Raw genomic sequence first — 13742 nt, 5'->3', positions numbered from 1 at the left:
TAAAATCCGAGAATCGTTAGTGAGTGATACCGATCACTACGATGCCCGAAAATAGATAGTGGCTGCTTTTCTTGGGGCGTGGGCACAACCGCGCCCGCGGGTGACGCATGTTTCGATCCGTTATTCTCTTGTGATGGATTCGTCCTGTTTTCAGACGACATTTCCTTGGGTGGGTAATGGTGTTCAGACACAGCGGACGGCACCGCGGGCATCGGCCGGTTCGGTGGACGTGTCAAGCTGGTATCCGTGCATTCCGAGATCGAGATCGAGCACCACTACGGCGACGACATCGAAGCTGTCCTCATAACGGAGGAACAGATCAAGGCGCGGACCGCGGAGCTGGCCCAGTCGGTGGCGCAGCGCTACACGGATCTGCAGGACGATCTGGTCCTGATCGGCGTCCTCAAGGGCGCAATCATGTTCATGACCGATTTCGCCCGCGCGCTGCCCATTCCCTCGCAGATGGAGTTCATGGCGGTGTCGAGCTACGGGTCGGCGACGTCGTCGTCGGGCGTGGTGCGCATCCTCAAGGACCTCGACCGCGACATCGCAGGTCGTGACGTCTTGATCGTCGAGGACATCATCGACTCGGGGCTGACGCTGTCGTGGCTGATGAAGAACCTCGCCACCCGTCAGCCGCGGTCGTTGGCGGTGTGCACCCTGCTCCGTAAGCCGGAGGCGGTCCGCTCGCCCGTCGACGTCGCCGATGTCGGCTTCGACATCCCCAACGAGTTCGTCGTGGGCTATGGCCTCGACTATGCGGAGCGCTACCGCGACCTCCCCTTCATCGGCCGCCTGCGCGCGTCGGTCTACGAGAACTAGCCCGCACAGCGCGCGAGCGGAGCTCGCGCAGATAAACAGGGAACGGTTTCACCTGCGTGATCGTTGACCGGTAGCCTCAATGTGTACGACCGAACCCTTGGGTGGCGTTCACATCGTTCACGAACCGATGGGAAGGACAGTGGTAACGGCGCCGGGCGGCCCCACGTAGCCTGGACCTCCACCAATGCGCATGAACCGAAAGACAGTCTTCCGTAACCTCGCGATCCTCGCGGTGCTGGTGCTCGCCCTGTGGGGCTGGAGCGCGATGCGCGATGGTGATCGCGGCTATACCGGGGTCGACACCTCTGTCGCGTTGACGCAGCTCAACACAAAGAACACCAAGTTCATCCAGATCGACGATCGCGAACAGCAGTTGCGGATCGAGACCAAGGATGCAATCAAGGTCGACGGTCAGGACGTCACGAAGATCTCGACCAAATACCCGGCTTCGGCGGGCGAGCAGGTCTTCGACTCGGTCAAGTCGACCGGGGCCGGCTACCAGACCAACGTGACGCAGCAGTCGGTGTTCTGGCAGATCATGATCTTCCTGCTGCCGATGCTGCTGCTGTTCGGACTGTTCTTCTTCGTCATGAACCGCATGCAGGGTGGCGGCAAGGGCGGCGTGATGGGCTTCGGCAAGTCCAAGGCCAAGCAGTTGTCCAAGGACATGCCCAAGACCACCTTCGCCGACGTCGCGGGTGCCGACGAGGCCGTCGAAGAGCTCTACGAGATCAAGGACTTCCTGCAGAACCCCGCGCGCTACCAGGCTCTCGGCGCCAAGATCCCGAAGGGCGTGCTGCTCTACGGTCCGCCCGGAACGGGCAAGACGTTGCTCGCGCGGGCAGTCGCGGGGGAGGCGGGCGTGCCGTTCTTCACCATCTCGGGTTCCGATTTCGTCGAGATGTTCGTCGGTGTCGGTGCATCGCGTGTGCGTGATCTGTTCGAGCAGGCCAAGAACAACAGTCCGTGCATCATCTTCGTCGACGAGATCGACGCCGTCGGCCGTCAGCGTGGTGCTGGTCTCGGCGGTGGTCACGACGAGCGTGAGCAGACGCTGAACCAGTTGCTCGTGGAAATGGACGGCTTCGGCGACCGCTCGGGTGTGATCCTGATCGCGGCGACCAACCGTCCCGACATCCTCGACCCGGCGCTCCTGCGTCCCGGACGTTTCGACCGGCAGATTCCCGTCGGCAACCCCGACATCGCGGGTCGTCGGGCAATCCTCAAGGTGCACGCCAAGGGCAAGCCCATCGCCGAGGATGCCGATCTCGACGGTTTGGCCAAGCGCACGCCAGGAATGTCGGGCGCCGACCTCGCCAACGTCGTCAACGAAGCCGCACTGCTCGCCGCGCGCGAGAACAAGACGCAGATCACGGCGGAAATGCTCGAGGAGGCGGTCGACCGCGTCATCGGCGGACCGCGTCGCAAGAGCCGGATCATCAGCGAACACGAGAAGAAGGTCGTCGCGTACCACGAGAGTGGACACACGCTCGCCGCGTGGGCGATGCCCGATCTCGACCCGATCTACAAGGTGACGATCCTCGCGCGTGGACGAACGGGTGGTCACGCGCTCGCCGTGCCCGAGCAGGACAAAGACCTGATGACGCGTTCGGAGATGATCGCTCGTCTGGTGATGGCCATGGGCGGTCGTGCATCGGAGGAGTTGGTCTTCCACGAGCCGACGACCGGCGCGTCGTCGGACATCGACCAGGCGACCAAGATCGCACGCGCGATGGTCACCGAATACGGCATGAGCGCTAAGCTCGGCGCCGTGCGCTACGGGCAGGAGCAGGGCGATCCGTTCCTCGGCCGCAGCATGGGCGCGCAGAGTGACTACTCCGCCGAGGTCGCGAGTGAGATCGACGACGAGGTGCGCCGACTGATCGAGGCCGCGCACACCGAGGCGTGGGCGATCCTGTCCGAGTACCGCGACACCCTCGACGTGCTTGCCAGCGAACTCTTGGAGAAGGAGACGCTGACCCGCAAGGATCTCGAGAACATCCTGTCCGACGTCGAGAAGCGTCCGCGGATCACGACGTTCAACGAGTTCGGCGAGCGCACCCCGAGCGACAAGCCCCCGGTGAAGACCCCGGGCGAGTTGGCCATCGAGCGCGGCGAGCCGTGGCCTCCGCCTCCGCCGGAGCCGGTGCGCGAGCCGGTCGGTGCAGGCAGTGCGCCCGCCGCCCCGGGTTACCCCGGTGGGCAGCAGCCCTACTACGGAACCCCTCATCAGGGTCAGGGTTCCTATCCGGGCCAGGGTTCGTACTCGGGTCAGGGTTACGGACAGCCCTATCCTCAGCAGGGCTACCCGCAGGGTTCGCAGGGTGGCGGCACTCGCCCCGACTACGGTGCTCCGCGTGACTGGTCGGCGCCGGGTTGGCCGCCCCAATCGCAGGGGAATCCACCGTCGCAGGGATATCCCCAGTCGCAGGGATATCCGCAGTCGCAGGGGTACCCGCAGAACGGAAACCCGAACGGCGCCAACGGAAATCAACCAAACGGAAACCAGCCCAACGGGTATGGCTATGGCAACGGTTCGTACGGCGGCCAGCACGGCGCGGGCAGCAACGGCGGGCAGCATCGCGATGATGCCGGCGACGGGTCGCAGCGCAACAGTGCGCATGGGGAGACCGGTTCGCACGGAGACAACCGTTCACCCGGAGACGGAGCCTGAGGGCCGGATCGATGACAATCAGCGAGGGTCACGACATCGCGACTCACGACGACGCGTCGCGTGAATTGTCGACCGGTGATGGGCGCTTCTTCGACCAAGAGCGCGCAGAGGCGGCTGTGCGGGAGTTGCTGATCGCGGTCGGTGAGGATCCCGACCGCGAGGGGTTGCGGCGCACACCGACCCGCGTGGCGAATGCGTACCGCGAGATGTTCGCCGGTCTCTACACCGACCCGTCGGAGGTCCTCGCCACCATCTTCGACGAAGATCACGACGAGTTGGTGCTGGTCAAAGACATCCCGATGTACTCCACGTGCGAGCACCATCTCGTCTCGTTCCACGGTGTCGCCCACGTCGGCTACATTCCCGGCCCGACCGGCCAGGTGACAGGGCTGTCGAAGCTGGCGCGCGTCGTCGACCTCTATGCCAAGCGTCCGCAGGTGCAGGAGCGGTTGACCAGCCAGATCGCCGATGCCCTTGTTGAGCGGCTCAATCCGCGCGGCGTGATCGTCGTGATCGAAGCAGAGCACCTGTGCATGGCTATGCGTGGTATTCGCAAGCCGGGCGCTCGCACGACGACGTCCGCGGTGCGCGGCATCTTCAAGACAAGCGCCGTTTCGCGCGGCGAGGCACTCGACCTCATCACCCGGTGACCGCTCACCCGGTCGCCGCCGACACGGTCGATGCCGCACGCACGAAGGTGATGGGCGTCGTCAATGTCACCGCCGACTCGTTCTCCGACGGTGGTCGCTACCTCGACCCCGACCGCGCCGTCGAACACGGTGTGCGTCTCCTCGCCGACGGCGCCGACATCATCGATGTCGGTGGTGAATCGACGCGCCCGGGTGCGGTGCGCGTCGATGAGTCCGTCGAGATCAAGCGCGTGGTTCCGGTGATCTCGGCACTCGCTGCCGAAGGTGTGCAGGTCTCGGTCGACACGATGCGCGCAGGCGTGGCGGCGGCCGCCATCGAGGCCGGGGCGACGATCGTCAACGACGTCTCGGGCGGTCGCGCCGACCCGGGCATGGCAGCGCTCCTCGCCGACGCCGGGCTGCCCTGGATTCTGATGCATTGGCGTCCCGCGGCAGCCGAATCGGATGCCGGTCGACGATTCACCCACCGGGTCGACGACACGGGTGGATACCGCGACGTTGTCGCAGAGGTCAGTCGTGAACTGCTCGGCCAAGTCGACGCCGCCGTCGACGTCGGCGTCGATCCCGACAACATCATCCTCGATCCCGGTCTCGGATTCGCCAAGACCGCACAACACAATTGGGCGCTACTGAACGCGTTGCCGACCCTGGTCGATCTCGGTTTCCCGGTGCTCGTCGGGGCGTCGCGCAAGCGCTTCCTCGGCACGCTGCTCGCCGCGGACGGCCATGATCGTGCGCCGGAGGGCCGCGAAATCGCCACGGCGTCGATCAGCGCGCTCGCCGCGGTGCACGGTGCGTGGGGGGTTCGGGTACACGACGTCGCAGCCAACCGTGATGCGGTGACTGTTGCTGCGGCGTGGCGTACAGGTGGGCGCGACCGGCACGCCGTCCGGCGGGAGCATGGAGATGGCTGACCGCATCGAACTGCGTGGTCTGCGCGTGCGTGGCAACCACGGCGTCTTCGACCACGAGCGCCGTGACGGGCAGGACTTCATCATCGACGTGACGCTGTGGGCCGATTTGCGTGCTGCTGCGGCGTCGGACGATCTGGCCGACACCATCGACTACGGATCTCTCGCACAGCAGGTCCACGACGTCGTCGCTGGTGACCCGCGCAATCTGATCGAGGCCGTCGGCGGGGAGATCGCGGAGAAGATCATGCTCGACGACCGCATCCACGCCTGCGAGGTGGTGGTGCACAAGCCGTCCGCGCCGATCCCGCTGGATTTCGCCGACGTCGCCGTCGTGACCCGACGCTCTCGCAAGTCGGCCGGTGGTGTCCGGTGACTCGCGCCGTGCTGTCCGCAGGTACCAATCTCGGCGACCGCGAGGCCCGGCTTCGCGAGGTCGTCGATGCCTTCGCCGACAACCTGGTCGCGGCGTCGAGCATCTATTCGACGGCCCCGTGGGGCGGCGTCGAACAACCCGACTTCTACAACATCACGCTGATCGTCGACGCCCCGATTTCGGCGCGCGACTGGTTGGAGCAGGGCTTCGAACTCGAACGTGCTGCCGATAGGACCCGTGACATTCGTTGGGGGCCAAGGACACTCGACGTCGACGTGATCTGCGCGACCGACGCAGGCGGACAGTCGATCATCAGCGACGACGAGGTGCTGACGCTGCCACATCCGCGTGCCGCGGACAGGGCCTTCGTACTCGTTCCGTGGCTGGAGATCGAACCCGACGCGACGCTGTGGACGCCCGACGGTGTCCGGTCGGTCGTCGACCTGGTTGCGGCGATACCCGCGAGTGAACGCGCGGGCGTGCGCCGACTGTCCGCGCGACCCGGGAACTCGCAGCCGGGCCGACCTGGGAGTGAGGTGTCGAGGTGACCGTCCCGCAGCCGTCGACGCCACCGGAGTCCGACGAACCCGGCCTGGGTCCGACGCGACCACGCGATCTGTTGATCATTGCGGTCTTCGTCGCCGTGGTCTCGTGGATTCTGGTGCGCTACAACTACTCGGCGCTGCCCCCGCTGCCGCTGCTTGCTGGAATCGTTCTCTACGTGCTCGCCGCGATCGAGACGGCGATGGCTTTCGTGGTGCGCGCACGTGTCGCCGACCGTCAGGTGGGTCGGGCTCGCGGACAGTTGCACCCGCTGACGGCCGCGCGTGTGCTCGCCCTGGCGAAGGCGTCCGCGATCCTCGGCGCTGTTGCCGTCGGCGTGTGGGTGGGAATGCTGGTGTTCCTGTGGAGTCAGCACGGCGTGAATGCCGCCGAGCACGACAGACCCGGCGCGATCGTGGGCGCCTTCGGCGGACTCGCGCTCGTCGGTGCGGCGCTGTGGCTCGAGTACTGCTGCCGGGCACCCGATGACCCGACCGACCAGCCGACGCAGCCGCGGGCAGACGGTCATCCCGGACCCGCGTGACTTGCATGTGTGACGCGATCGGACGACTTCTTATGGGTCCAATCGTGACTCTCCGCACCAGCCTGGCGGTCGTGGCGGCTGTCAGAGGGTAAGTTCACGATCATGACGACCTCGACTGGCCGTGCCGCCGACACACGCCGTTCCGGTCGCGTCGGGCAGTGGTTGGTGGGTCTCCTGATCGTGCTGGCCGTTGTGGCCAGCGTGCTGATGCTTTTCACTGATCAAATCTCGGTGCTCGGATCGCTGGCGGTGATCGCGGCGCTGTGGGCGGCGGTGATCGCGGCGATTCTTGTCACGCGCTACCGCAGGCAGGCCGAAAGCGCCGAGAGCAAGAGCCGCGACCTGCGCCTGGTGTACGAACTGCAACTCGAGCGCGAGATCGCCGCGCGCAGGCAGTACGAGCTCGACGTCGAGTCGACGATCCGCAAGGAGATCAGCGACGAAGCGGGCGTCGAACTGGCCGAACTCAAGGCGCAGGTGCTCGCACTGCGATCGAGCCTCGAGATGCTGCTGGGTGAGTCGCTGCCCGATCAGCGCGCGGCTCTCCCCAACGAGAAGCTACGTGAGCTGGCTTCGGGCCTCGGTGGTCTCGGCGCCGAGTCGGGTCAATCCCATACCGGGTACGGCAACGGGGGTTACGGCGACTCGGGCTATTCCGGCGGGTACGGCACGACCGACTACACCGCTCACGACGACGGCGCCGTTGCCGCGCGCGACTTCGAGCAGACCGCTCCCGGTGCTGAGCATCGTCGACGCGACTCCCGTCCGTTCGACGCTCCGCGACGCTTCGGGACCGACGTCGACCCCAACGAACTGACCGAAGTGCTCCCGGTGGTTCCGGGTGACGCACCCATCTCCGGGCGCATCGCCGCCGAGGTCCCGCTCGACGACATCCACGCCGAAGACACAGCCGTCGAGTACGGGGCGGTTGAGTATGGCGCGGTCGAGTATGCGGCCGTCGAGGACGTAAGCGCCGACGAGGTCGAGACGGTCGCTGTCGACGAGGGGCCCGCGGCGCAAGCTGAGGCCGACGAGCAGAACGTTGGCCCAGAAGGCTCGGGCTCAGAGGGTTCGGGCGCAGCGGGATCGGGCCCGGAATTCGGCCCGGAGGATTTCGGTGCAGAAGAGGTGAGGGCTGACGAGGTCGTCGTCGATGTGGTCGACGAACAGCCACGGGCGCCCTACACCTCGGGATACGACGAGGAACCCCGTGCAGGATCGACCTCGGCGTCACCGTTTTCCGGCGGGTTCTATGTCCCCACTGCGGAGACGACCCCTTCAGCCGCCGACACCGTCGCGGCGCCGGAGCAGGAGGCCCAGGCTGAGACGGCAACGTCGGCGCCCGAGTCCGGTGATTCCGAAACGGTCGACACCCCTGACTCCTCGGCGGGTCGTCACGAGACCGGCGACGGTGCGCCCGCGAGTACCTACAGCGGTGGCCGACGACGTCGTGAGGACGATGAGGACCACGACGCCGCGCACACCGCTGGGCTGCCCGTCGCAGAGCTGCTCAATCAGCTTCGCCAGTCGCCCGGTGGCAGTGGCGGCGGACGTCGTCGTCGCGAGGACTGACTTTCCCCTTCCGCCCACCTGTCAGAGCCGTCGAGCGTCTCACCCGTGTCGTCGACGATCCGCTTGGGTGACCCGTCTCACAGGCATTGGCCCGACGATGCGTCGAGCGCCTAGCATTGCGGTGCACGTCCGGTACCCACGCTGCAGTTGGGACTGGAACGATCTGGGAGGACACCGGTGACCTCACCGAACGGCGATCCCGCCGTGTCGAATCAGCCACCCCGCGACGCGGGGCGAGCAGGCCATTCCGGATCCTTCTCCGCCGAATTCGCAGGGGTCAGCAATCTGCCGACGCCCGCGCGCCTGACCATCGGCATCATTTCGGCGGGACGTGTCGGAACCGCACTCGGCGAGGCACTCGAACGCGCAGGCCACGTGGTCGGAGCGGTCGTGGCCAGGTCGCCGCAGTCTCGACGCCGCGCCGCCCAACGCCTTCCCGAATCGCAGATTCTCGATCTCCCCGACGTGGTCGCCCGCTCGGAGCTCCTGATCATCGCCGTACCCGACGACCGCATCTCCGACGTCGTCGCCGAGATCGTGGACAGCGGACGGCTCCGTCCTCGGACGCTCGTCGTACACACGGCGGGCGCGCACGGCGTCGACATCTTGGCGCCCCTCACCGCGCTCGGGGCGCTTCCGCTCGCCATTCATCCCGCGATGACGTTCGTCGGAACCGACGACGACACCGCCCGACTGCCGCAGGCTTGCTTTGGCGTCACCGCTTCCGACGAGGTGGGTCTCGCGATAGCGTCGGCCCTCGTGCTCGAGATGGGCGGTGAGCCTGTCCGGATCGCCGAGGCCGACCGCACGCTCTATCACGCCGCACTCGCGCACGGTGCCAATCATCTCGTCGCACTTGTCAGCGATGCGGTCGTGGCGATGAACGCGGCCATCGAGGGCGGCGCGGGGGAGTCCGGTCGGGACGCGGCAACAGTCGACGGATCTTCGGAACGGTTGGCCGAACGCATTCTCGCGCCGCTTCTGACCGCAGCTCTGCACAATGTGCTCGACCTCGGTCCCTCCGCGCTGACCGGCCCCGTGGCGAGGGGCGACGCGCAGGCCGTCGCAGACCACCTCGACGCTCTCCGAGCACTACCCGGCGGCCATCGACCGGACGCGATCGCCGAGGCGTATCGCATCCTTGCGCGCCGGGCAGCCGCATACACCGACGCACCCGCACCGCTCCTCGACGTATTGGAGCAGTGAGTGGACACCGAACAGATGTCGACAGATGTTGTGACGCACGGCCTTTCGCGCCGTGTAGGAGGAGAACGATGACCGCGCCGCTGAGTCCAGACGCCTACGCCCGAGGTGAACTGACGGTGCATCGCGACCCTGCGACGTTGCACCGGGTCAGTCAGGCGTTGCGTCGCGCGGGTAAGCGCGTGGCGTTGGTACCGACGATGGGTGCGCTCCACGCGGGCCACTTGCAGTTGATCGACGCCGCCAAGAGCGTCGGCAACGTGGTGGTCATCGTGTCGATCTTCGTCAACCCGCTGCAGTTCGGCGAGAGCGAAGACCTCGACGCATACCCGCGGACCTTCGACGACGACATCGAGCTGTTGCGTTCCGCCGGTGTGGAATTGGTGTTCGCGCCGACCGTCGACGACATGTATCCACTTGGGCCGCGCACCACGATCGTGCCGGGACCGGCGGGCGACATCCTCGACGGCGCAGTGCGCCCGGGGCATTTCGCGGGGATGCTGACCGTTGTGTGCAAACTCCTCAACATCGCGGCACCGCACGCCGCGTTCTTCGGGGAGAAGGACTACCAGCAGTTGGTGTTGATCGCGCAGATGGTCGCCGACCTCAACCTCGACGTCGACATCGTCGGGGTGCCGACGGTGCGCGAGGCAGACGGCCTGGCGCTGTCGTCGCGCAACCGCTACCTGACACCGGAGCAGCGGGAGATCGCCACCACGCTGTCTGCGGCGCTCACCGCAGGAGCGCACGCCGCCCCCGGCGGCAAGGACGCGATTCTCGCTGCCGCACAAGCGGTTCTGGCGACGTCGCCTGACATCGAACTCGACTACCTCGCGCTACGCGACCGCGCCCTCGGCGAAGCGCCCGACAAGGGCGACGGACGCCTGCTCGTCGCCGCCCGCCTCGGCGCCGCGCGGCTGATCGACAACGTCGGCGTATCGATCGGCATCGAGCCCGAGGACATCGGGAATCCCGATGCGTACTGACCCGCACCGGCTCTCGCTGGTCGGGTTCGCGGCGGCGGAGAGTGGTCTCGACTCGGGTGCTCGCTCCGCTCGCGCCCGCTCGACCAGCGGGCCAAGGATTCGCCGCCCCTCGCTGATCGAGCGCCGTTCCCCGTTGATCGAGCTTGTCGAGATCACGCCCTCGCTGATCGAGCGCCGTTCCCCGCTGATCGAGCTTGTCGAGATCACTCCCTCGCTGATCGAGCGCCGCTCCCCGCTGATCGAGCTTGTCGAGATCACCCCCTCGCTGATCGAGCGCCGTTCCCCGTTGATCGAGCTTGTCGAGATCACGCCCCCACAGACTCTGCAGCCCGCCCGCAATGCACGCCAACACAGAGGAATGACAGCATGTTTCGCACCATGATGACGTCGAAGATCCACCGGGCGACCGTCACTCAGGCCGATCTGCACTACGTCGGGTCGGTGACCATCGACGCCGACCTGCTCGACGCCGCGGACCTTCTCGAAGGCGAACAGGTCACCATCGTCGACATCACCAACGGCGCCCGTCTCGAGACCTATGCGATCGCGGGCGACCGCGGTACCGGCGTCATCGGGATCAACGGCGCGGCAGCACATCTCGTTCATCCCGGTGATCTGGTGATCATCATCGCCTACGGGATCCTCGACGAAGCGGAGGTGCGTGCCTACAGCCCGCACGTGGTCTTCGTCGACGAGGCCAACCGCGTCGTCGAGAACGGCACAGATCCCGCGCACGCACCAGAAGGATCAGGACTGCTGGACCCCCGCCACCCCGAAACTGACTCGGCGCGAACCGACTTCGCAGATTCAACGGTGTAGGTCGTCGATGCTGCTCGCCGTCGAGGTCGGGAACACGAACATCCATCTCGGGGTGTTCGCGGGGTCGGGTGAGCACGCCACCCTGGTGCGGGACTGGCGGATTCACACCGACCCACACCTGACCGCCGACGAACTCGCGATGGCGATCCGCGGGCTACTCGGCGGCGACATCGAGCAGATCACCGGCGTGGCCGCGTTGTCGACGGTGCCGGCGTTGTTGCGCGAGCTCCGTGTCATGGTCTCGCGCTACTACGACGGCGTCCATCACGTGCTCCTCGAACCGGGTGTGCGCACCGGGGTTCCGCTGCTCGTCGACAACCCCAAAGAGGTCGGCACTGATCGTGTTGCCAATTGTCTTGCCGCGCACCATATCTACGGTGGGCCGTGCATCGTTGTCGCATTCGGCACGGCCACAGTTGTCGACGCGGTCTCTGCGAAGGGCGAGTTCCTCGGCGGTGCCATCGCGCCCGGAGTGAACCTCGGCGTCGAGGCCCTCGCCGAGCACACGGTGACAGTTCGCCGCGTCGAGCTCATGCCTCCGCGCAGCGTATTGGGCAAGAACACCGTCGAAGCGTTGCAGTCGGGAATCCTGTACGGATTCGCCGGGCAGGTCGACGGACTCGTCGACCGGGTGCGCGGCACCGTCGACGGCTTCGACGGCCGGGATCTGACGGTCGTGGCGACCGGGTCGCTGGCACCGCTGATCTTCCCGGAGAGCCGCACGCTCACCACGCACCACTCGTATCTGACTCTCGAGGGGCTCCGGTTGGTGTCCGAGCGGGCCAAACAGCAGGGCCGTGGGCGCGGGAGCCGCTGACCTGGCACGCCCAGCGCGGCGTCGAACTTCTTCTTTTTGCGCGCCGCGAGCACAAAACTCCCGCAGGCATGGCCCGCGGCGGTGCACTGTGGCAAACTTGTCGCCGTGATCAAGAGCTGTCAGGAGTGTTGTCAGGGCTGAGTCCGCATCATGCGGCCGCCCTTCGTCGACGCCCCCCGCTCGTTTCGATCACTCTCGAGGTTTCTCTCATGACCGCATCACCGCTGGTTAACGCACTGGTCCAGGTTCACTCTTTCGCACAGGCGCCGGTCACACAGCCCGTCCCCGACGTTCCGCTCTCGCTTCAGCCCACGGCCTACCGCGCCGCGATCGCTGCAGGAGCAGTGCCGGTCGACATCCGCAGTCACCGCAAGCGCAGGCTCGACGGCGCGCTGCTCGGTGCGCTGGCGGTCGACGCCGCGGAAGCGCTCGACCTGCTGACCCCCGGCTCACCGACCTCGCTGCGCACGGCAACCGCCGATCGGCGCTGGGTCGTCGTGAGCGACGACGGCCACGAGGCCGAGTGGCTGGCCTGGCACCTGCAGGCACGCGGTGTCAGTGGTGCTGTGTTCGTCGTCGGCGGGTTCCGCGGCCTGCGTCGCGACGGCATCAACGGCCAGATCAGCGCGGGCGAACTGGCGGTCTTCTCCGCGCACTGAGGGTCCGTCTCCTGTGGGAATCGGCCATCCGGCGTCATTTCGGTCATGCTTTCACGCCACTTGCCGAACCATCGTGTGACCTGGATAACATGGCCAGGTGCGGCGTGGCAGTGCGGTTTCATCGCGTCTTTCGCCGCGAGCACTGGAGGACGTGGGAGTAGACATGGCACGTGGGGCGTCGGGGCGGCCGTCGGCTCCTGATCCGATCGCCTTCACCACCGATGGGCTCGGTGTCGAATCCGCGGCCCGGTGGGAGGAGTTCACCAGCAGTACCTTTCTGCCGCTGCACGCCAAAGTCCTCGGTGACGAGCGACTCGATGCAACGGGAACGGTGGCCGAGGTCGGTTCGCTGCGTGTCATGTCGTTGCGAATGGGGTCCCACATCGTCGAGATGTCGGGCAGATTTGTATCCGACGATGGTGTGCCCGCCACGCTGATCACGATCACCCTCAAAGGCCATACTTTCCTGTTCACCGACGGCCAAACCCACTTCGCCACGGTCGATCGGTTGTTGGTCACGAGCCTCGAGCGCCCGTTCGTCAGTGGCTTCGGCGAGGACACCGAAGCTCTGGCCGTCGTCGTTCCGACGCCACTTCTGCAACGATCGACGGGTGTGCCAATCGGATTCACTCCGCGGGTCATCGACATCGGCAACAATTTCGCCGGTGCCGCTTTGAGAACGCGATTGATTGCCGCGACGAGCGATCAGGCGGCCGAGTCGCTCGCGGAGGACGACCTGGTGGAGCTCATCTCCGCTGTCCTCTCTCCGCGACCGGAGCCAGCCGTCCACAATCATTTTGACCGAGCACGTGACTACATCGCGGCCAATCTGTCCGATCCAGGTCTGACCGCACCACATGTGGCACGTGCTGTCGGGATCAGCGAACGGCACCTGTCCCGGATCTTCGCCGAGGCGCACACCAGTGTGCCCAAATATGTTCGTGAGCAACGTCTTCTGCGCTCCAGGGGGATGTTGCTCCAAGCCGACGACGGTTTGACCGTGGCACAGATCGCGGTTCGCTGCGGTTTCGGCTCGGTCGGAAACTTCTCGCGCACGTACCACGCCAGGTTCGGGAACAGGCCCGACGACATATTGCGCGACAACGCACTTCGCCGTGCACTTCGGGGCGATGGGTGAACGAGCAAGTCGTGGAACGGCTTTGGAA

The 13742-nt window shown here is 66.3% G+C and carries 15 protein-coding genes; all 15 read left to right on the top strand.

The window, feature by feature from the left end:
- Window positions 1-246 precede the first annotated feature (246 nt).
- The 15 genes from hpt to ABW18_RS15825 all read left to right on the top strand — a co-directional run bounded on the left by hpt (window position 247) and on the right by ABW18_RS15825 (window position 13714).
- The gene (gene hpt, locus ABW18_RS15895; RefSeq protein ID WP_049699953.1) at window positions 247-822 is read left to right on the top strand and encodes a hypoxanthine phosphoribosyltransferase; all 576 of its coding nucleotides are present in this window, start codon (window positions 247-249) and stop codon (window positions 820-822) included.
- Window positions 823-1012: 190 nt separating this feature from the next.
- The gene (ftsH, locus tag ABW18_RS15890) at window positions 1013-3496 is read left to right on the top strand and encodes an ATP-dependent zinc metalloprotease FtsH (protein WP_235434413.1); all 2484 of its coding nucleotides are present in this window, start codon (window positions 1013-1015) and stop codon (window positions 3494-3496) included.
- 11 nt (window positions 3497-3507) lie between these two features.
- Window positions 3508-4146 carry a GTP cyclohydrolase I FolE gene (gene folE / locus ABW18_RS15885; protein WP_049699951.1) on the top strand — a complete coding sequence of 213 codons (639 nt, stop codon included), beginning with the start codon at window positions 3508-3510 and terminating at the stop codon, window positions 4144-4146.
- On the top strand, window positions 4143-5060 hold the full coding sequence (folP, locus tag ABW18_RS15880; RefSeq protein WP_476729718.1) for a dihydropteroate synthase: 918 nt from the start codon (window positions 4143-4145) through the stop codon (window positions 5058-5060). The genes folE and folP overlap by 4 nt, the downstream gene beginning before the upstream one ends.
- A complete protein-coding gene (gene folB / locus ABW18_RS15875) occupies window positions 5053-5433 on the top strand; it encodes a dihydroneopterin aldolase (RefSeq protein ID WP_049700101.1) in 381 nt (126 codons plus the stop codon). The genes folP and folB overlap by 8 nt, the downstream gene beginning before the upstream one ends.
- Window positions 5430-5981, top strand: coding sequence for a 2-amino-4-hydroxy-6-hydroxymethyldihydropteridine diphosphokinase (folK, locus tag ABW18_RS15870; RefSeq protein WP_049699950.1), 552 nt, complete (start codon window positions 5430-5432; stop codon window positions 5979-5981). The genes folB and folK overlap by 4 nt, the downstream gene beginning before the upstream one ends.
- On the top strand, window positions 5978-6520 hold the full coding sequence (locus tag ABW18_RS15865; protein WP_049699949.1) for a DUF3180 domain-containing protein: 543 nt from the start codon (window positions 5978-5980) through the stop codon (window positions 6518-6520). Before folK ends, ABW18_RS15865 begins: the two co-directional genes overlap by 4 nt.
- 102 nt (window positions 6521-6622) lie before the next feature.
- Window positions 6623-8092: a DUF6779 domain-containing protein gene (locus tag ABW18_RS15860; protein WP_049699948.1), complete on the top strand. Its 1470-nt coding sequence runs from the start codon at window positions 6623-6625 to the stop codon at window positions 8090-8092.
- Between the two features lie 177 nt (window positions 8093-8269).
- Window positions 8270-9298 carry a Rossmann-like and DUF2520 domain-containing protein gene (locus ABW18_RS15855; protein ID WP_049699947.1) on the top strand — a complete coding sequence of 343 codons (1029 nt, stop codon included), beginning with the start codon at window positions 8270-8272 and terminating at the stop codon, window positions 9296-9298.
- A 68-nt stretch (window positions 9299-9366) separates the two neighbouring features.
- Window positions 9367-10281: a pantoate--beta-alanine ligase gene (panC, locus tag ABW18_RS15850; protein WP_049699946.1), complete on the top strand. Its 915-nt coding sequence runs from the start codon at window positions 9367-9369 to the stop codon at window positions 10279-10281.
- A 133-nt stretch (window positions 10282-10414) separates the two neighbouring features.
- Window positions 10415-10663: a hypothetical protein gene (locus tag ABW18_RS22760; protein WP_152930107.1), complete on the top strand. Its 249-nt coding sequence runs from the start codon at window positions 10415-10417 to the stop codon at window positions 10661-10663.
- On the top strand, window positions 10648-11100 hold the full coding sequence (gene panD, locus ABW18_RS15840; RefSeq protein ID WP_049699944.1) for an aspartate 1-decarboxylase: 453 nt from the start codon (window positions 10648-10650) through the stop codon (window positions 11098-11100). The genes ABW18_RS22760 and panD overlap by 16 nt, the downstream gene beginning before the upstream one ends.
- A 7-nt stretch (window positions 11101-11107) precedes the next feature.
- Window positions 11108-11917, top strand: a complete 810-nt coding sequence (locus ABW18_RS15835; protein ID WP_049699943.1) for a type III pantothenate kinase — start codon at window positions 11108-11110, stop codon at window positions 11915-11917.
- Window positions 11918-12126: 209 nt separating this feature from the next.
- On the top strand, window positions 12127-12576 hold the full coding sequence (locus ABW18_RS15830) for a hypothetical protein (RefSeq protein ID WP_049699942.1): 450 nt from the start codon (window positions 12127-12129) through the stop codon (window positions 12574-12576).
- A gap of 163 nt (window positions 12577-12739) precedes the next feature.
- Window positions 12740-13714 carry an AraC family transcriptional regulator gene (locus tag ABW18_RS15825; RefSeq protein WP_049699941.1) on the top strand — a complete coding sequence of 325 codons (975 nt, stop codon included), beginning with the start codon at window positions 12740-12742 and terminating at the stop codon, window positions 13712-13714.
- The last annotated feature ends 28 nt before the right edge of the window (window positions 13715-13742 follow it).

The organism is Gordonia jacobaea (assembly GCF_001186365.1).
GTDB lineage: Bacteria > Actinomycetota > Actinomycetes > Mycobacteriales > Mycobacteriaceae > Gordonia > Gordonia jacobaea.
The sequence above is the reverse complement of the archived record's forward strand: the minus strand, read 5'-3'. Positions and strand labels throughout refer to the sequence as shown.

Coding starts and splice junctions, on each gene's coding strand:
- ABW18_RS15860 (WP_049699948.1), top strand. CDS start 6,623: ATGACGACCTCGACTGGCCGTGCCGCCGACACACGCCGTTCCGGTCGC.
- ftsH (WP_235434413.1), top strand. CDS start 1,013: ATGAACCGAAAGACAGTCTTCCGTAACCTCGCGATCCTCGCGGTGCTG.
- folE (WP_049699951.1), top strand. CDS start 3,508: ATGACAATCAGCGAGGGTCACGACATCGCGACTCACGACGACGCGTCG.
- ABW18_RS15825 (WP_049699941.1), top strand. CDS start 12,740: ATGGCACGTGGGGCGTCGGGGCGGCCGTCGGCTCCTGATCCGATCGCC.
- panC (WP_049699946.1), top strand. CDS start 9,367: ATGACCGCGCCGCTGAGTCCAGACGCCTACGCCCGAGGTGAACTGACG.
- folB (WP_049700101.1), top strand. CDS start 5,053: ATGGCTGACCGCATCGAACTGCGTGGTCTGCGCGTGCGTGGCAACCAC.
- ABW18_RS15830 (WP_049699942.1), top strand. CDS start 12,127: ATGACCGCATCACCGCTGGTTAACGCACTGGTCCAGGTTCACTCTTTC.
- panD (WP_049699944.1), top strand. CDS start 10,648: ATGTTTCGCACCATGATGACGTCGAAGATCCACCGGGCGACCGTCACT.
- ABW18_RS15835 (WP_049699943.1), top strand. CDS start 11,108: ATGCTGCTCGCCGTCGAGGTCGGGAACACGAACATCCATCTCGGGGTG.